The organism is Salinivibrio sp. VYel1, assembly GCF_009377945.1.
Lineage (GTDB): Bacteria > Pseudomonadota > Gammaproteobacteria > Enterobacterales > Vibrionaceae > Salinivibrio > Salinivibrio siamensis.
The window spans coordinates 97,290-114,986 of record NZ_RSAM01000003.1 but is presented as its reverse complement, the minus strand read 5'-3'; the positions used below and the strand labels follow the sequence as shown (position 1 = coordinate 114,986).

The following is a 17,697-nucleotide window of genomic DNA, read 5'->3' as shown; positions in this document are numbered from 1 at the left end:
TAATTATCGCCAATTGTATTCATTTAACAGCACGCTAACAATATATTAGGATAAGGGTTGATGATTTTTTTCATCCTTTATTGACCCCAATCAAAAGCATGTTAAATGTCAGTTAGCGACGCGTTTTAACTTAACTTTCTGAATAATGACGCATAATTAGTCACTAAGCATAGTATGCATTACGAGTAGGTGTAAACAATGTGTGATCCTGATAACCAGCAAGAATTGTGGAAAACTTACCAATCGATCGCGTTTCACGCTCCTCAAGCGCCAGATGCCGAAGCATTTGCTATTCTTACCGCATTTAATCCGCGTAGCCAACCTTTATCTGAGAAAGAGAATCAATCGCGCAATGCTCAGCTTGAAAGTGCAATGACACAACAAGGGATACGCTATTGGCCAATGAATGGTGGGGCGCCGGATGGGAGTTGGTATGAGCCGGGTTTTGCGGTTGCTGTGGATAAGCACGAAGCCATGTTATTGGCGCAACAATGGCAACAAAATGCCATCTATTGGGTAGAGAATGATAGTTTATGGTTGTTGCCTGTTTTGATGGATGCGTTCACACCTCAATCACTGAACGTGCGTTTTTCATCCTTGTTCACGGCAGCCACTCGCTAACTCTTTCCCACAACGAAAAAGGAGAAAGGCATCATGGACGATAAATTGCCGGACTTATGTGACAACCACCCGGAGGCGGTGCAATGGATCCCACTGCAGTGGCAGAACTATGGCGCTCATTGCTGCTTTGAAGGCCGAGTTCGTACAGTACGTTGCTATCACGATAATTCCAAAGTGAAGGCGATGCTGGCTACCCCAGGTGAGGGCCAGGTGCTGGTGGTGGATGGTTCTGGTGCGATGGATAGAGCCTTGCTGGGCGATCTTATCGCACAAAGCGCTGTTGATAATGGGTGGGCAGGCGTCGTCATCGTTGGGCCGGTTCGCGATGCGGCGACGCTAGCGACCTTGCCTATCGGTATTAAGGCTCTGGGTGTCTGTCCGATTAAAACGCAAAAACGCGATCAGGGCGATGTGGATGTCGCGTTAGCGTTAAACGGCGTGTCTGTGACGGCAGGTGATTATCTGTATGCCGATCTAAATGGCGTGATTGTGTGTGAAGAGCCACTGATCAGTTAATCTGGGCGGCGGGTTAAAAGTGCAACCCAACCCCGAGTTGATAAATCGATTCGGGGGAGGTTTCGGGACGAAACTCGACATCTAGCCCGGCATTCACATCAATTGACTCACTCAACTGGTAGCGACTGCTGACGCCCCACTGATTGATCAGGGTATCGTCATTATCGCGGCTAATTTGGCTCGAAAGACGCAGCTTGTCGGTAAAACGGTATTCAATCCCGCTTAACAACCCTTGTTGCGTGGTGTGTTGGTCGTTTTCGCTTTTCAGTTGCGTGCCCATATAAACAGATACATTACTGAGTGGGTAACGATAGCCTGACTGAATGGTCCAACTGTCAAAACCTTGTGTGGCTGATGGGATAGACTGAATAAAAAAATGATCAGCTGTCCCAGCTGGCAGCGTTTGCCAAGTTAACGGTTGGCCCCACGCAGGCGCTGCCACAGCTTGTAAGACGAGGGTCAACAGTCCTAGTTGTTTTATACTCAAATCCTGTGCCTCATTGTTCTTTTTAGGCTTAGCTCAGTCTTAGAAGACGCTGATGCGTTGCGATCAGTGTAGACAAAAAATAGATACTACTGCCGAATTTTGTCTCTCTCCTCACGCGTGCCGATAACGGTCGATAGACTAAACTGCCAATATATTGACGATTTGCCACTTTATTGGCGCAAAAAGGCGGTAAATCGCCAGTGTGCGGTTAACACATGATGACTGAGCAAATATTAGGCCGTTTTTGGTGAGAGCGTCGCGTGTCCTAACCGGTTTTCTTCACTGTAGGGACGCACATCATGAAAATGCCCGGCCTTTACCTGGCTTTGCAGTTGCTGCCAATAACCAGCTTCAAACAGCTCTGGGTGGAGGCGATCAAACTCGTCGGCAACGGTACGATTAACCAGTAAAAATGTGCGAAATTCTTCTGGGAATACGTCATTTTCGCCCACGCTGTACCAAGGCTCTGCAGCCAGTTCATCTTCTGGGTAGCGAGGTGGCGGAATATGGCGAAAGTTTACCTCAGTGAGATACGCTATCTCATCGTAATCATAGAAAATGACCCGATTGTGACGACTGACCCCAAAGTTTTTAAACAGCATATCGCCGGCAAAGATGTTGGCGGCGGCTAATTCTTTGAGTGCATCGCCATATTCTTGTACGGCTTGGGTGATCGCGTCCGGCTCGGCTTGTTCGAGATAAATATTTAACGGGATCATGCGCCTTTCCATGTAGAGATGGCGAATGCGCACTTCGTTGTCGGTGACGTTAACGCAGGAGGGGGCAACCTCGAGGAGTTCATCAATTAAGGCGTCACTAAAGCGGTCACGGGGAAAAATAAAGTTACGGTATTCTTGAGTATCGGCCATGCGTCCAACCCGATCGTGTTCTTTAACCAGGCGGTACTTTTCCCTTACTTGGGCGTGGGTCATTTGTTTTTGCGGAGCAAACTTGTCTTTGATGATCTTAAACACAAACCCATAGGAAGGCAGAGTAAATACTGACATCACCATTCCTTTGACCCCAGGCGCGATATCAAACAAGTCATCCGAGTTATCCAGGTGGTAAAGAAACTCGCGGTATAACTCGGTTTTTCCGTGCTTCTGGCAGCCAATCGCGGTGTAGAGCTCGGCGGGCGTTTTGTTGGGCATCAGCTGGTTAAGGAAGTCCACCAACGCCGCCGGCACAGGGGCGTAGACCATGAAGTACGAGCGGGCAAAACCAAACACGATGCTGACATCATCACTGTCGGTAATACAGGCGTCGATGTACAGCTCCCCTTGCTCGGAGATCGCGAGCGGCAGCACCAAAGGCCGGCGCTGGTTAGCCATATCGAGTCGGCCGATAAGGTAAGCGCCTTTATTACGGAAAAAAGGCTGACGAACCATTTCGAGGGTAAAGCTCATGGTAAGTTGCGGGCCAAACCGCGCTTGGAGTGTTTGTGTCACACGTTTGAGATCGCCGCTTTTATCCCGCCAAGGTGGGGTAAACGGGGTGCTATCGAGCATCCGCTCTAAGGTGGCGTAAATGCCGGCTTGCGATTGGAAGCGTCTTAATAAAGGGGTTGGATATTTGGGGATCCGTCCCCCTTGGGAGCTTTGCACGAACAGCTTATCGCGACGGATATTGCGGTGTTCAAAGATCCGGCAATACACAGAGTTAAAGAAACTCTCGGCGATATCGTAACGCGGGTAGTCATCAAGCAAGGTGACATAAGCCGCTTTGACTGCCATCAAAAAGGAGCGTGTGGCGTGCGCTTTGCCGAGCATGGCTCCTAGTTGTTGACTGACCAAACCAACATGATGGTCGTAGAACTGAATACGCGTTTTAAGCGCTTGTTGAACACTTTTCCAGTCTTGTTGCTCAAAGCGCTCCTGCGCACCGGAGGTGACATCGAGAAACCGGCCATACATAGCATCCGAGCCTTGTAGTATGGTATTGGCGACTAATTGGGCCATCGCTTCTTGGGTCATTCGCGCTCCTTGCGATCTGGTTGCTCCCTTGTTCAAGCTCGCAGAGTTTTGTTGAAAAAGCAATCAGGATCACTTTTTTGTTGACCTAAGCAACATGATTCGATACACCTAGAGAGAATCAAACAAAACAAATGATATACGCAACACACATGCAACTAACGATCAGCACCCAGACCACCACAACCACCATTATTATTACTGGCACATCATGTGTTGGTGCGGGCTGATACGCACAGAATTTCCAAAAAAGCCCGTACCTTCCCAGGTACGGGCTTTTTTTTATCTTAAAAGAGAGGTCCCAAACGGATGCGAGTTTTAAAATTTGGTGGCACGTCGCTGGCCGATGCTGAGCGCTTCAGTCGCGCTGCCGATATCATTGTCAGTAACCAGGGGCAGAGCGAGGTGTCTGCCGTGTTATCCGCCCCAGCGAAGGTGACAAACATCCTCGTTTCAGTGGTTGAGAACACGGTCAAACATGGTGAAGCGGAATTGCCGCTTAAAGAGCTAGAGCAGCTTTTCGTCGGCTTGTTTCATGGCCTAGCGGAGCGTCAACCCAACCTCGATACTCAGCCACTTTTCGATAAATTAACGCGCAGTCTCGGCCAGCTTCGCCAATATGTGCATGGCATGAGCTTATTGGGCTTATGCCCAGATAGCACCTACGCACGTGTCGTCAGTAAAGGTGAGCGTTTGTCGGTCGCAGCGATGCATGCACTACTCGAGGCGCGTGGGTACGCGGTGTTCGATGTTGACCCGGTGGAATACTTTGCCGCGTCGGGCAGTCACTTAAGTGCTGAAGTCGACATCGAAGTCTCATCGCAACGCTTCAAACAATCGCCCATCCCGGCGAAACACATTGGTCTAATGCCAGGGTTTATGGCGGGGAATGAAAATGGCGAGCTGGTGACCCTAGGACGGAATGGCTCAGACTACTCTGCCGCGGTACTCGCGGCGTGTGTACGTGCCGAGTGTTGCGAGATTTGGACAGATGTCGATGGGGTGTACAACTGTGACCCTCGCCTCGTACCGGATGCGCGCTTGCTAAAATCGCTGAGCTATCAAGAAGCGATGGAGCTGTCTTACTTTGGCGCGAAAGTGTTACACCCCAAAACCATCGCACCGATTGCGCGCTTTCATATCCCTTGTTTAATTAAAAACGCGGCGAACCCGCAAGCAGAAGGCACCTTAATTGGTGAGGATAGCGGGGAGGACAAGCTTGCGATTAAAGGCATTACCACCTTAAGCGACTTGAGCATGGTCAACCTATCAGGCCCGGGTATGAAAGGCATGGTAGGGATGGCATCACGCGTATTTGGTGCGATGTCATCGGCGGGGGTGTCGATTGTGTTGATTACCCAATCCTCTTCTGAGTACAGCATCAGTTTTTGTATTCAAAGCCAGGACAAAGAAAAAGCCGACAAGGTGCTGAGTAACCATTTTGAGCTTGAATTGAAAGATGGTCTGCTCGAGCCTGTCGAGTTTATGGATAATTTGTCGATTGTCTCTTTGGTGGGCGATGGCATGCGCACGTCGAAAGGTGTTGCCTCGCGCTTTTTCACCTCGTTGGCAGAAGTCAATGTTAATATCGTTGCGATTGCTCAAGGTTCATCGGAACGCGCTATTTCTGCGGTGGTGCCTTCAGAGCGAGTCTCTGAGGCGGTTAAAGCCTGTCATGAGAACTTATTTAATAGCCAGCATCATTTGGATGTGTTTATCGTCGGTGTCGGTGGTGTGGGGGGTGAGCTGATTGAGCAAATCCGCCGCCAACAAGCCAAGCTCCAGCAACAAGGCATTGTGATGCGGGTCTGTGGCTTAGCGAACAGCAAAGGGATGTGGCTTAACAGCCAAGGCATTGATCTAAATAGCTGGCGTGATGAACTCCCCAACCACCTGTCTACGTTCAGCTTAGCGGGGATGATCCAGCTCGTTCAGCGTAATCATATCATTAACCCTGTGTTGATCGATTGCACCGCCGATCAGCAGGTCGCCGATCAATATGCTGATTTCTTGCGTGCAGGCTTTCACGTGATTACCCCTAATAAGAAAGCCAATACCAGCAGCATGGCTTACTATCACCAGTTGCGTCAGGCGGCCCGCGCGACGCACCGCAAATTTATGTATGAGACCACAGTGGGCGCAGGCCTGCCGGTGATTGAAAACCTGCAAAACTTGATTGCGGCAGGGGATGAGCTGTCACGCTTTTCTGGGATCTTATCGGGATCGCTTTCCCACATTTTCGGCAAGTTAGATGACGGCGCCAGCTTTAGTGAGGCGACCAAGGTCGCGCGTGAAAACGGTTTTACTGAGCCGGATCCGCGTGACGATCTGTCGGGCATGGACGTGGCACGTAAGCTGTTGATTCTGGCACGTGAAGCTGGCATGGAGCTTGAGCTTGATGATGTTGAGGTCGAACCTGCGCTTCCGCCTGGCTTTGATCAGTCCGGTGATGTGGAAACCTTTATGACGCGTTTGCCGCAAGCCGATGAATATTTTAAACAATGGTCCGAGGCTGCCGCCAAAGAAGGCAAAGTATTGCGTTATATTGGTGGTATCGAAGACGGACGCTGTTTCGTCAAAATCCAAGCGGTATCTGACGATGACCCCATGAACAAAATCAAAGAGGGTGAGAACGCATTGGCTTTTTATAGCCGGTACTATCAGCCGATTCCTTTGGTGCTGCGAGGCTATGGCGCGGGAACCGCAGTGACCGCCGCCGGGGTGTTTGCGGACTTAATGCGTACACTGGGTTGGAAGTTAGGAGTCTAGTTATGGCAGTCCGTGTTTATGCACCTGCATCGATTGGTAATGTCAGTGTGGGATTCGATGTCTTAGGGGCAGCGGTGAGTCCTGTCGACGGTAGTTTACTGGGCGATGTGGTGGAAGTGGCAGACGGTGGAAACCACGCTTTTTCATTGCGCTGCCAAGGCCGCTTTATCGATAAGCTACCCGCTAATCAGCAGGATAATATCGTTTATCAGGCGTACTTGGCCTATGCCGAGGCGCTTAAAAGCCATGACTTGACGGTGAAGCCGGTGGCGATGGTGCTTGAAAAGAATATGCCTATTGGGTCAGGACTTGGCTCTAGTGCATGCTCGATTGTCGCCGCGCTCGATGCGTTGAATCGCTTTCATGACCATGCGCTCGATGAGACTCGCATGTTAGCGCTGATGGGAGAGATGGAAGCGTCCATCTCCGGTAGCTTACATTATGACAATGTCGCGCCTTGTTATCTTGGTGGCGTGCAGCTCATGCTGGAAAGCCAAGGGGTAATCAGTCAAGCGGTGCCACACTTTGAAAACTGGTATTGGGTGATGGCGTATCCGGGCATCAAGGTGTCGACGGCAGAAGCACGCACCATCTTGCCCGCCCAGTATCGCCGGCAAGATGTGATCGCCCATGGGCGCTATCTCGGCGGCTTTATTCATGCGTGTCACACGCAACAGCCTAAGCTCGCGGCGAGTTTAATTTGCGATGTGATTGCTGAACCGTACCGACAAAAACTGCTGCCGGGGTTTGTTGAAGCGCGCGAGTATGCCGCCAGTTGTGGCGCATTGGCGACGGGGATTTCCGGTTCAGGGCCAACCCTATTTAGCATTTGTGACGATAGACAGGTGGCAGAGCGTGTCGCGCAATGGTTACGCGAGCACTATATACAAAATGATGATGGCTTTGTTCATGTATGTCGCATTGATGGACAGGGCGCGAAAGAAATAGGAAGTCAGGCATGAAGCTTTATAACATCAAAGATCACAGTGAAACCGTGTCATTCTCTCAGGCGGTCCAGCAAGGTTTAGGTCGTGGCCAAGGGCTCTTTTTTCCCGAGAGCTTGCCCCACTTCGACGACATCGAGGCATTACTGGCCATGCCTTTGGTGGCGCGCAGTAGCGAAATTTTATCTGCATTAATTGGCGATGAGCTGCCTAAACAGCAAGTGAGTGAACTGGTTAAAAACGCATTTAGCTTTGCCGCACCGCTTACCCAGGTGAAAGATAATATTCACGCGCTAGAGCTTTTCCATGGCCCGACGCTCGCCTTTAAAGACTTTGGTGGCCGTTTTATGGCGCAGTCGCTGGCAGCGGTCTCTGATGGCAAAAAGATCACCATCCTCACGGCAACATCTGGGGATACCGGGGCGGCTGTTGCCCATGCGTTCTACGGTATTGATAATATCGATGTCGTCATCTTGTACCCGAAAGGCAAAATCAGCCCGCTGCAGGAAAAACTCTTTTGCACACTCGGCGGCAATATCCATACGGTCGCGATTAATGGCACCTTTGACGATTGTCAAAGCATGGTCAAGCAAGCCTTTGATGATAGCGAGCTTCGTCAGGCCATTGGTCTTAACTCGGCTAACTCCATCAACATTAGCCGCTTAATGGCCCAGATTTGTTACTACTTCGAGGCGGTGGCGCAGCTTCCTGCGCATAAACGCGATCAGGTGGTGATATCGGTGCCAAGTGGTAACTTTGGTAACCTCACGGCCGGTTTGCTTGCTAAAGCGATGGGACTGCCGATTAAGCGCTTTATTGCGGGAACCAATGCCAATGACACGGTACCGCGCTATTTGGACTCGGGGGAATGGTCTCCGCAGCAGACGGTCGCTACCTTATCCAATGCCATGGACGTGAGTCAGCCTAACAACTGGCCACGTATCGAAGAGCTTTTCCGCCGAGAGCAGTGGACGTTGAGTGAACTTGCCTCAGGGCGTGCTGACGATGAGGAAACGGCTGAGAGCTTAAAATCGCTCTCTCACGCGGGCTATTTGTGTGAACCGCATGGTGCGATTGCTTACCGTCTGCTGGCTGAGCAGCTTGAACCAGGAGAAGAGGGGATCTTCTTGTGCACCGCCCACCCGGCGAAATTTAAAGAGTCGGTGGATGCCATTTTGGATAAAGATATCCCCCTGCCTGGGCCGCTCGCGAAACACGCGAAAATGACGCTGCTTTCTCGTGAGCAAGAGGCGGATTTCCAAGTGCTACGAGACTACCTATTAGACATTAATGGCTAACGGGTAGAAGCAACGCACTCCAGCCTATGCCTGAAAAAACAGCCCGCGATAGCGGGCTGTTTCAGTGTAAGCGCTCTTGCGAAAAGCAATGCGCTTATAGTGAGCTGGTAAAGGTACGTGTAATGACGTCGCGCTGCTGTTCAGGCGTCAGTGAGTTAAAACGTACCGCATAACCGGAGACGCGAATGGTCAGCTGTGGGTATTTCTCTGGGTGCTTTGCTGCATCTTCCAGCGTTTCACGCTTCAATACGTTGACGTTAAGATGCTGGCCGCCTTCGTTGACCGCTTGTGTCTCGATATTCACCTCGCGGTAATCGAATTCACCCAAAGAAGATAGGGCAACTTCCTGATCCGCTTCAAAGCCTTGTTTAGCACAAACACAACGCGCTTGATCGGTGTCTTTATCAATCAACCAAATAGAATTAACGAGTTCATCATTGGCCGCTGAGGTTACTTGAATACCAGTGATCATGGCCTATCCCCTTTTATGATAGTGACTTTTATGATGTAAGATTTCATCATTTAGAGTGCCTATATATACCCTTTAAAGAGTGGGGTTTTATTGACATAAATCAAGTTTACCTCATAATTAACATTATGATATTTATCTTATATCAATCTTTTTTGAACTACAGTGAGGGCTGTAGCACGGCCGCTTCCGCACCGCGAGTCTTACGGGGATTTTTTGATTTAAAGTGTAGTAATTAAATTACAAATGAAAGTGGTGTGTGCGCAAACAAGTGTGCGCAAAAAAGAGGCAAATTTGCACCACTTGTGCTCATTGTGTGACTTAGGCTGATCAGCTTATAGGCTAACACCATGAATTTGTTGCTTTTATAAAGTTGGCATTAAAATTTCATTGCTAATGATGAATCCACAATGATGAGGAATGCCCCATGATTAAGCCAACCATGACGCGTGCGAGCTTACCGACCCCTAACCGCGCGGTACAAGGCCGCTGTCAGCGTCATTACCACTCACACACCGAACGAACAAAAGATCGTTGCACACACTGATTTTGCCATGCTGCCTCGTTAGAATAGCGCCAATATAATCAAAAGGAGCAACCATGACTCAGGCGCAAACGTGGCAGCAAGTATTGGCTGATGAGAAACAACAAGCGTATTTCCGAGAAACCCTTGCCTATGTTGAACAAGCACGTGCCAAGGGGGTGACGGTTTTTCCTCCGAAGGAAGATGTGTTTAATGCCTTTCGTTACACCGAGTTGGGCGAGGTGAAAGTCGTGATTCTGGGTCAAGATCCTTATCACGGGCCGAACCAAGCGCACGGGCTGTGCTTTTCTGTGCGGCCGGGTGTGAAAACACCACCGTCATTGGTCAATATCTACAAGGAGCTTGCCACCGATATTGAAGGCTTTACGCCACCTTCTCACGGTTACTTGAAAAGCTGGGCGGAACAAGGTGTGTTGTTGCTTAATACTGTGCTCACCGTTGAGCAAGGAAAAGCGCACTCACACGCCAAACTGGGTTGGGAAACCTTTACTGATCGTGTCATCGATGCGGTAAACCAGCAGTGCCAAGGCGTGGTGTTCTTATTATGGGGCGCGCACGCCCAGAAAAAAGGTAAAGCGATCGATCGTCAGCGCCACCATGTGCTCACCGCGCCTCACCCGTCACCGCTGTCAGCGCATCGTGGCTTTTTTGGTTGTCAGCACTTTTCACAAACCAATGCGTTGCTTCAGGCGCAAGGGAAGACGCCCATTGATTGGCAGCCTTATCTCGAGGCGGAGTAGGCTCAGTCGCTGAGGAGCGATGAAAAAAAGGTGCTCGGTGAGCACCTTTTAGCAATCCTATGTTGAGGGTGAGTTAATCGAGGTCCAGTTGAGAGAAATCGCCAAAAATATCGATTTCTTCCAATTCTTTTTTTAGCCGCTGTTTGTCTTTCAGCGCTTCAATTTCTCTCCATTTACGTTTGACTGGTTTCGCGCGTCCGTTGCGTTGTGGCTTGTCTTGCTCGAACAGATCGTTAAAGGCAATGTTTTCCATAGTCACCTCTTTTTCACCTTGCGGTCAGATTTTAAATACCACAGCTACCCCTAACGTAAAATTGAAGTATTTCTCATTTGTGGCAGTCCGATGAAGTTTTTATGAGACCGCAATCACTGATTTTTAAAATGAGTGACTGTTGCCCCAGCCGTGATGGGTTTGAATTGACCTAGAAGGTGGTTCACGCGAAGATTGCGCCGCATTGATCATTATCCTTACTTAATCACGACGAGGGACAGTCCATTGAGCCTACTCACTTTTATTAATGATCTGATTTGGGGGTCGGTGCTCATTTATGTGCTCATCGGTGGCGGGATCTTTTTTACCTTAAAATTAGGCGGCATTCAGTTTCGTCACTTTTCTCATATGTTTTCTGTCATGCGTCATAGCCGACGCCGTGAGGGGAGCAGCATTTCCTCTTTCCAAGCCTTGTGTACCGGGCTCGCCGCGCGAGTAGGGACGGGCAACATGGCCGGGGTGGCGGTCGCTCTGTCATTAGGTGGCCCGGGGGCAATCTTTTGGATGTGGCTAATGGCATTTCTCGGCATGGCCACGGCCTTTGCAGAGAGTACGCTGGCGCAAGTGTATAAGGTACGGGATCCGGACGGCTATTTTCGCGGTGGTCCTGCCTATTACATGGAACATGGCCTAGGAATGCGTTGGATGGGGGTACTCTTCTCCCTATTACTGATTTTGGCATTTGGGCTAGTGTTTAATTCGGTTCAAGCCAACTCTATCTCACAAGCGGCACAAGTGGCATTTTCATGGCCACCGGCCTATGTCGGCGCGGGGTTGGTGCTGGTTAGCGGGTTAATCATTTATGGTGGCTTACGTCAGATAGCGCGTACGGCAGAAGTGATTGTGCCCGTGATGGCGCTGTTATATTTGTCCTTGTCTTTGTATGTGGTGTTAACCCATCTTGATAAAGTGCCAGCGGTATTTTCTTTGATCATAGAAAGTGCATTCGGTCTCCACGAAGCGGCATCAGGCGCTTTGGGCTACACCTTGGCACAAGGCATGATTCAGGGGATTAAACGCGGATTATTCTCTAACGAAGCAGGCATGGGCTCAGCGCCTAATGCGGCGGCTTCAGCGACGCCTTATCCTCCTCATCCTGTTTCTCAGGGGTACGTGCAAATGCTTGGCGTGTTTGTGGATACCTTGGTGATCTGCACTGCTACCGTGGCGATTATTCTGCTATCAGGTGAGTACATTCCCGGCGGCGAAATCACGGGGGTTGAGTTGACTCAGCGGGCGTTAAGCGCACAAGTTGGGGAATGGGGCGAGCAGTTTGTGGCGGTCGCCATTTTCTTTTTCGCTTTTACCTCGATCATTGCCAATTATTCGTATGCAGAAACCAATCTGTTGTTTATCAATCATCGGTGTCGTCCGGCATTGCCGTACTTCCGTGCTTTAGTCTTGGGTATGGTCATGTTTGGGGCGCTGGCGGAACTGCCGCTGGTTTGGACTCTCGCGGATGCGTCTATGGGAATGATGGCGTTGGTAAACATGATTGCGATTTTTTTACTTTCGGGCATCGTCAAGCGGCTGGCAGAGGACTATCACACTCAGCGCTCATTGGGGCGGGTACCTGTGTTCGACAGTCGCCGCTTTCCCGAGCTGCACAGTCAGCTTGACGATAAGGCGTGGCCGCTCCCCAGACGTTAGTCACTGATACGCATGATGTGTGGTGGCGGGCGGTGGTTTTTTTATGCGGGAATGATAGGCTTAGCAAAAGATAAATAACAAAAGGGCGAGCAACATGCTGATAGTGGTTTCTCCTGCAAAAACCTTGGATTATGAAACGCCATTGCCGACAGACCGTTATACCCAACCTCAGCTTACTGAACACTCAGAGGCGTTGATTAAGGTTTGCCGTCAGCTTACACCGGCAGACATTGCCTCGCTTATGAAAGTCAGTGATAAAATCGCCAGTCTTAATGCTGTGCGTTTTTCTGAATGGTCTCCTTCTTTTACCCCAGATAATGCACGACCTGCGGCGCTTGCATTTAAAGGGGATGTGTACACAGGGTTAGATGCCAATTCGATGTCCGAGCAAGATTTTGATTGGGCACAAGATCATTTTCGTATGTTATCAGGCTTGTATGGGCTATTGCGGCCGCTCGATCTGATGCAACCGTACCGGTTGGAAATGGGGACCAAGTTGTCGACACCACGAGGCGACAACTTATATCAGTTCTGGGGCGATATCATCACAGAGGCACTGAATGATGACTTGGCGGCACAGGGCAGTGAGCTATTAGTCAACCTTGCCTCCAATGAATACTTTAAAGCGGTCAACAAGAAGGTGCTTAAAGGCGACATCATCACCCCGGTGTTTAAAGATTATAAAAACGGTCAATACAAGGTGATTAGCTTCTATGCCAAAAAAGCCCGTGGCATGATGGCGCGGTATTTGATTGATAAGCGCGCGAGCTCAGTGGCGGACATTAAAGCGTTTAATGTGGCAGGCTATTACTTTAGTGAAGCCGACTCGAAAGGCAATGAGCTGGTATTTCTGCGCGACGAGCAATAAGCGGCGCCAGTGATAAAACGCGAACAATTCGAAAAAGCCCCAACAGGGGCTTTTTTCATTTCTGGCTCGAATCAGTGCAATATCCGCGCGCGGATGGTGCCTTCGATCGCTTTAAGCTTTTTCAGTGCCTTGTAGGCATGATCACTGTCTTCAACATCAATCACCACATAACCAATTTGCGACGATGTTTGTAAGTACTGTGCGGCGATATTGACACCTTCGTCGGCAAAGGTGGTGTTGATTTTGGTCAGCACCCCAGGTCGGTTGGCGTGTATATGCAGTAAGCGCGAGCGGCCTTGATGTTCTGGCAATGACACTTCAGGGAAGTTGACGCACGACAGCGTCGAGCCATTGTCAGAATACTTCACCAGCTTACCGGCTACTTCCAGGCCGATGTTTTCCTGTGCTTCTTGGGTTGAGCCACCAATGTGTGGTGTGAGTAACGCATTATCAAACGCTTGTAGCGGAGAGCTAAATGCGTCTTTATTGGTTTTTGGCTCAACGGGGAAAACATCGATTGCCGCCCCAGCCAAATGCTTGCTTTCTAGCGCGCCGCATAAAGCATCGATATCGACCACCGTACCGCGTGAGGCATTAATAAAGATCGCCCCTGGTTTCATGCGGGCAAAGGCCTCAGCATCAATCATATTCTGCGTGCTTGGCGTCTCGGGGACATGAAGCGAGACAATATCACTGCGATTAAGCAGTTCTGTGAGCGAGTTGACTTGAATGGCGTTCCCTAACGAGAGCTTGTTATCAACATCGTAGTAATACACTCGCATCCCCAAGTTTTCTGCCAAGATACTTAGCTGGGTGCCGATGTGGCCATAGCCAATAATGCCGAGCACCTTACCGCGAGCCTCAAAGGAGCGATCAGCGGATTTTTGCCATTCACCGCGATGCGCTTTGGCATTTTTTTCGGGGATCCCGCGCAGGAGCAGTAGGATCTCACCTAAAACCAGCTCTGCGACACTGCGGGTGTTGGAGAAAGGTGCGTTAAAAACGGGGATCCCGCGCTTGGCCGCCGCATCGAGGTCCACTTGATTGGTGCCGATACAAAAACAGCCAACCGCGACCAACTTTTTCGCTTTTGCAAAGACGGCTTCCGTTAACTGGGTGCGAGAGCGTAGTCCCACAAAGTGTGCATCTTGGATAGCTTCTTCGAGATCCTCACCGGTGAGTGAGCCTTTATGGTACTCGATGTTGGTATATCCGGCCTGCTTGAAGGCTTCAACAGCAGTGGGGTGGACGCCTTCGAGTAATAGGATTTTGATTTTATTCTTGTCCAGTGAATAGTGTGACATGCGGGCTGTTCTCTTCCTTAGAAACAATAATGGTAGCAATGTTGCGCCTGAGTGCCGGGGCGCATCGTACCTTATTCCCGCGCACGATGGCGACGAGGAGATGCGGTTGATTGACCTGGTCATTAGGTTGATCTTTTACGTCAAAAGACCGCTGGGCATGCGATGTGCCGGTATCAGAACAGTGACCAAGATAACAAAAATTCACATAAGGGGTAAGAATTATCCGTTCTAGGCCATAAAAAAAGCACCTTAAAAAAGGTGCTTTTAACTTATTGATTACACTTAACGCAAACGTTTGGCTTTTCTGGTTACTCACCACCGCGTATAAGCCTCTGATTTGCGGTATTATGCACTCAGTTTGCTACTTTTTTCACACCGGTGTCGGTACCGGTTAACACAATATCTGCGCCGCGATTGGCAAACAGTCCAACGGTGACGACGCCAGGAATGGCATTGATGGCATCTTCTAATCCTTTGGGATCTTGGATTTTCATATTGTGTACGTCGAGGATCACGTTGCCATTGTCCGTGATCACCCCTTGACGGTAACACGGGTCGCCCCCTAGTTTGAGTAATTCACGCGCGACATAAGAGCGTGCCATGGGGATCACTTCAACGGGAAGTGGAAACTCACCCAGTACATCCACATGTTTGGTGTCGTCGATAATACACACAAACTTATCTGCGATCGCCGCGACGATTTTCTCACGCGTCAAGGCAGCACCACCGCCTTTAATCATATGATGACGCGCGTTAATTTCATCCGCACCATCCACATAGATGTCTAAGCTTGCCACTTCATTGGCATCGAGTACCTCAATGCCCAACGCTTTTAGTCGCTCGGTGGAGGCTTCTGAACTAGAGACCGCGCCTTTGATGTGCTCTTTAATGGGCGCAAGGGCATCAATAAAGTAATTAACGGTAGAACCGGTTCCCACGCCGATAATACTGCCCGGCTTGACATATTCCACCGCGGCTTCGCCCGTGGCTTTTTTCTTTTCGTCTTGGGTCATGATAACTCCTGAATCTAGGGGAATGGGCGTGATTATAGCGAAGCCAATAGATGGCGTCAGGGTTTAGGTCGCGAAATACGCGTCGGCCACTGCCAATGTTGGCTGGGGGTCAAAATATGTGGCAAAGGCACATCCCACTGTTCGGTAGGTAACGCTGGCCATTGCTGGCAGTCATGAGCGAGCCCAACCGCAACCGCATCAGGCGCACATAAGCCGAGCGTGCGATCGTAATAGCCGCCTCCCATACCTAGGCGTTGTCCTTTTGCGTCAAACGCCACCAGCGGCGTCGCAATCACGTCCAGCTTTGCAGTTGGGATTAACGCATTGATATTGAGTGTCGGCTCGGCAATACCATAACCATTAACCCGCATTGGGGTGGTCGGGGTGTAGTGAAGAAACAGTAAGTGACCACGGCTAAAGGGATGAATGACGGGCAAGTAGACATTTTTGTTCGCTTTCCAGCACGCCTCAATGACAGGCGTTGTATCTAGCTCGCCATCAAATGAGAGGTACAGGGCGATGTTCTTGGCTTGCTCAACATCAGCAAGCGCCGTAAATCGTTTGGCAACCGCGTCTGCGGCGAACGTTTGTTGCTCTGGAGAAAGCTGACGACGTGCTTCGCGAATAGCGTGTCGTATTTGTTGTCTAGGCTGCATAACTGTCCTTGATGCTAGCCGAAGGGTAGAGAAGAGGACCCCGGGGTGCCGTTGGGATCGATGGCCCTTGAACCCGCTGGTTCAAGGCGGGTGGGTAGTATAAGCCGTAGGCTTCTCGGTGCATGCCGAGCTTGCTCAGTAGCCTATAACAACGCACCCTTAGTTTTGCTTATCGGCTCAGGGACGTAGATCCGCTGACAAACACCCCAGGGAATTGGGTTATTCTTGCGTTCCTTGCGCTGCCATTGCTTTGTCTAGTTGTGACGTCATCAGGGCGGTCCGTTGCGTGACCTGATCTTGCAATGTCTCTAACGACTGTTTGGCATCATTTAATTCGTGGCAAACATTGAGAGCGGCAATGGCAATTAGCTGCTCTGTATTGCTTACTTTAGTGCGCTCAGCCAGCCGATGCAACCGTTGATCGAACTCGCTTGCTGCATCTTTAAGCGCTTGCTCTTGCCCAGGTGGGCAATTGACGCGAACAAGACGATCTAGAATTTTGATTTCAACCGGTTGTGTGCTCATAGTCCCACGCTGGCTCCTCATCCGGCCCGATTTGTCGAGGGCCCAGTACACAATAATATGGCGCTATTCTAGCAATTATTCTGGTGAATACACTACATCGAAAATCATCTCTGCTACTGGTGCAGGGAATTTGACCAAAACACGACAGCGACATCGCGTCTCGGTAAAGCGGTACTTAGGGCGCAGCGCTAGAGGCGTCGTGAAGTTTGCTCCTTTTCACGACCAAGGGCGCACATTTTTAGACACAAATGTGAGGCGGCTCGCTTGCGACAGTGGCTTCTCGCGGCCAGGGTTGATCCTTGTCATCGTGAGGGCGTCATCTGCACTTATACACTGTCTTGCGTCATCAGTCATGCGTGGTGGGGCATCATACCGTTTTTTATCGCGGTGATTCAGCCTGATGGTGTGAAATGCTAGACTGTGCTTCTTATTTTGATGGCACAGCAAGGGGCAAGATTGTGACTGATACCCGTTTACCCGCTTATGCGACAACAGCAGACACACTGAGGGCTGACAGTTTGGCGGTGACGCCTGCAGAGATGCACGGTTTAATCGCAGGCATGCTCAGTGGTGGACTAGAGCTGGAAGATGGTAGCTGGTTAACCATGCTTTATGATTACACCCACCAAGGGATGGGGTGGCCAACAGAGTCTAAGACGCTTGCCTTGCAAAGCTATCACCAGCTAAAAGCGCAGCTTACCGGCAGTGATCTTGATTTAGATATTTATGCCCCTGACGACGAGCAGTCGGGTGTCGTTGCCCGTGCCGAAGCGCTGGTGGAGTGGATTAACGCGTTTTTAGCGGGGGTGGGACTGATCGGAACCAAAGGGCGTACCTTATCTAAGGATGTGACAGAAGCATTGGGCGATCTCAAAGATGTTGCGCAGCTGGGTGTCGATGAAGATGGCGACATGCAAGAGCAAGCCGAATTACTTGAGCAGGTTGTCGAGCATGTACGCGTATGCAGCATGGTGGTGCACGCAGAACTTGGGGCGCGTCCGGACCGTGACGATACGCCTAAAACATTGCATTAATCTCAATGACGCGTTCAG

17 protein-coding genes, 1 other RNA gene and 1 other annotated feature are annotated in these 17,697 nt (G+C 50.2%); of the genes, 9 read left to right on the top strand and 9 right to left on the bottom strand.

Going from position 1 to position 17,697, the window contains the following annotated elements; genetic code table 11:
• Window positions 1–198 precede the first annotated feature (198 nt).
• Both EHW58_RS04435 and EHW58_RS04430 read left to right on the top strand, forming a co-directional pair.
• The gene (locus EHW58_RS04435; RefSeq protein WP_046074052.1) at window positions 199–621 is read left to right on the top strand and encodes a DUF3293 domain-containing protein; all 423 of its coding nucleotides are present in this window, start codon (window positions 199–201) and stop codon (window positions 619–621) included.
• A 33-nt stretch (window positions 622–654) separates the two neighbouring features.
• On the top strand, window positions 655–1,137 hold the full coding sequence (locus tag EHW58_RS04430) for a putative 4-hydroxy-4-methyl-2-oxoglutarate aldolase (protein WP_152794986.1): 483 nt from the start codon (window positions 655–657) through the stop codon (window positions 1,135–1,137).
• A gap of 13 nt (window positions 1,138–1,150) precedes the next feature.
• On the opposite strand, the gene EHW58_RS04425 is transcribed toward EHW58_RS04430, so the two are convergent.
• Together EHW58_RS04425 and aceK are read right to left on the bottom strand one after the other, a co-directional pair.
• The gene (locus EHW58_RS04425) at window positions 1,151–1,624 is read right to left on the bottom strand and encodes a hypothetical protein (RefSeq protein ID WP_046074054.1); all 474 of its coding nucleotides are present in this window, start codon (window positions 1,622–1,624) and stop codon (window positions 1,151–1,153) included.
• A gap of 233 nt (window positions 1,625–1,857) precedes the next feature.
• Window positions 1,858–3,597, bottom strand: a complete 1,740-nt coding sequence (gene aceK / locus EHW58_RS04420; RefSeq protein WP_152794984.1) for a bifunctional isocitrate dehydrogenase kinase/phosphatase — start codon at window positions 3,595–3,597, stop codon at window positions 1,858–1,860.
• A gap of 165 nt (window positions 3,598–3,762) precedes the next feature.
• Window positions 3,763–3,879: a sequence feature (Thr leader region), on the top strand.
• A gap of 24 nt (window positions 3,880–3,903) precedes the next feature.
• Between aceK and thrA the strand changes: the two genes are divergently transcribed.
• Genes thrA through thrC form a run of 3 tightly spaced genes read left to right on the top strand, consistent with a single transcriptional unit; the run spans window position 3,904 to window position 8,605 of the window.
• Entirely contained in the window at window positions 3,904–6,363 is a 2,460-nt protein-coding gene (gene thrA / locus EHW58_RS04415; protein ID WP_152794982.1) for a bifunctional aspartate kinase/homoserine dehydrogenase I, read from the top strand.
• A gap of 2 nt (window positions 6,364–6,365) precedes the next feature.
• Window positions 6,366–7,325 (top strand): homoserine kinase, encoded by a 960-nt coding sequence (gene thrB / locus EHW58_RS04410; RefSeq protein ID WP_152794979.1) that lies wholly within the window; start codon window positions 6,366–6,368, stop codon window positions 7,323–7,325.
• Window positions 7,322–8,605, top strand: a complete 1,284-nt coding sequence (thrC, locus tag EHW58_RS04405; RefSeq protein ID WP_152794978.1) for a threonine synthase — start codon at window positions 7,322–7,324, stop codon at window positions 8,603–8,605. Before thrB ends, thrC begins: the two co-directional genes overlap by 4 nt.
• A gap of 94 nt (window positions 8,606–8,699) precedes the next feature.
• On the opposite strand, the gene grcA is transcribed toward thrC, so the two are convergent.
• Window positions 8,700–9,077: an autonomous glycyl radical cofactor GrcA gene (grcA, locus tag EHW58_RS04400; protein WP_046074059.1), complete on the bottom strand. Its 378-nt coding sequence runs from the start codon at window positions 9,075–9,077 to the stop codon at window positions 8,700–8,702.
• A 597-nt stretch (window positions 9,078–9,674) separates the two neighbouring features.
• On the opposite strand from grcA, the gene ung reads away from it, so the two are divergent.
• Window positions 9,675–10,358 (top strand): uracil-DNA glycosylase, encoded by a 684-nt coding sequence (gene ung / locus EHW58_RS04395; RefSeq protein WP_046074060.1) that lies wholly within the window; start codon window positions 9,675–9,677, stop codon window positions 10,356–10,358.
• Window positions 10,359–10,431: 73 nt separating this feature from the next.
• On the opposite strand, the gene EHW58_RS04390 is transcribed toward ung, so the two are convergent.
• Window positions 10,432–10,611 (bottom strand): DUF3545 family protein, encoded by a 180-nt coding sequence (locus tag EHW58_RS04390; protein ID WP_046074061.1) that lies wholly within the window; start codon window positions 10,609–10,611, stop codon window positions 10,432–10,434.
• Window positions 10,612–10,854: 243 nt separating this feature from the next.
• Between EHW58_RS04390 and EHW58_RS04385 the strand changes: the two genes are divergently transcribed.
• Complete coding sequence (locus EHW58_RS04385) at window positions 10,855–12,279, top strand: sodium:alanine symporter family protein (RefSeq protein WP_152794976.1); 1,425 nt, start codon at window positions 10,855–10,857, stop codon at window positions 12,277–12,279.
• Window positions 12,280–12,373: 94 nt separating this feature from the next.
• Window positions 12,374–13,147, top strand: coding sequence for a peroxide stress protein YaaA (yaaA, locus tag EHW58_RS04380; RefSeq protein ID WP_077666510.1), 774 nt, complete (start codon window positions 12,374–12,376; stop codon window positions 13,145–13,147).
• Window positions 13,148–13,218: 71 nt separating this feature from the next.
• Here the strand turns inward: yaaA and serA are convergent, their stop codons facing one another.
• The 5 genes from serA to zapA form a co-directional block, all read right to left on the bottom strand.
• Window positions 13,219–14,451, bottom strand: coding sequence for a phosphoglycerate dehydrogenase (gene serA / locus EHW58_RS04375; protein WP_046074064.1), 1,233 nt, complete (start codon window positions 14,449–14,451; stop codon window positions 13,219–13,221).
• 353 nt (window positions 14,452–14,804) lie between these two features.
• Window positions 14,805–15,464, bottom strand: coding sequence for a ribose-5-phosphate isomerase RpiA (gene rpiA / locus EHW58_RS04370; protein ID WP_046074066.1), 660 nt, complete (start codon window positions 15,462–15,464; stop codon window positions 14,805–14,807).
• A gap of 56 nt (window positions 15,465–15,520) precedes the next feature.
• Entirely contained in the window at window positions 15,521–16,120 is a 600-nt protein-coding gene (locus EHW58_RS04365) for a 5-formyltetrahydrofolate cyclo-ligase (RefSeq protein ID WP_152794974.1), read from the bottom strand.
• A gap of 33 nt (window positions 16,121–16,153) precedes the next feature.
• A non-coding RNA gene (ssrS, locus tag EHW58_RS04360) (6S RNA) lies at window positions 16,154–16,336 on the bottom strand.
• Window positions 16,337–16,339: 3 nt separating this feature from the next.
• A complete protein-coding gene (gene zapA / locus EHW58_RS04355) occupies window positions 16,340–16,645 on the bottom strand; it encodes a cell division protein ZapA (RefSeq protein ID WP_152794972.1) in 306 nt (101 codons plus the stop codon).
• Between the two features lie 458 nt (window positions 16,646–17,103).
• On the opposite strand from zapA, the gene EHW58_RS04350 reads away from it, so the two are divergent.
• Window positions 17,104–17,679 carry a UPF0149 family protein gene (locus EHW58_RS04350; protein WP_370517827.1) on the top strand — a complete coding sequence of 192 codons (576 nt, stop codon included), beginning with the start codon at window positions 17,104–17,106 and terminating at the stop codon, window positions 17,677–17,679.
• Window positions 17,680–17,697 lie beyond the last annotated feature (18 nt).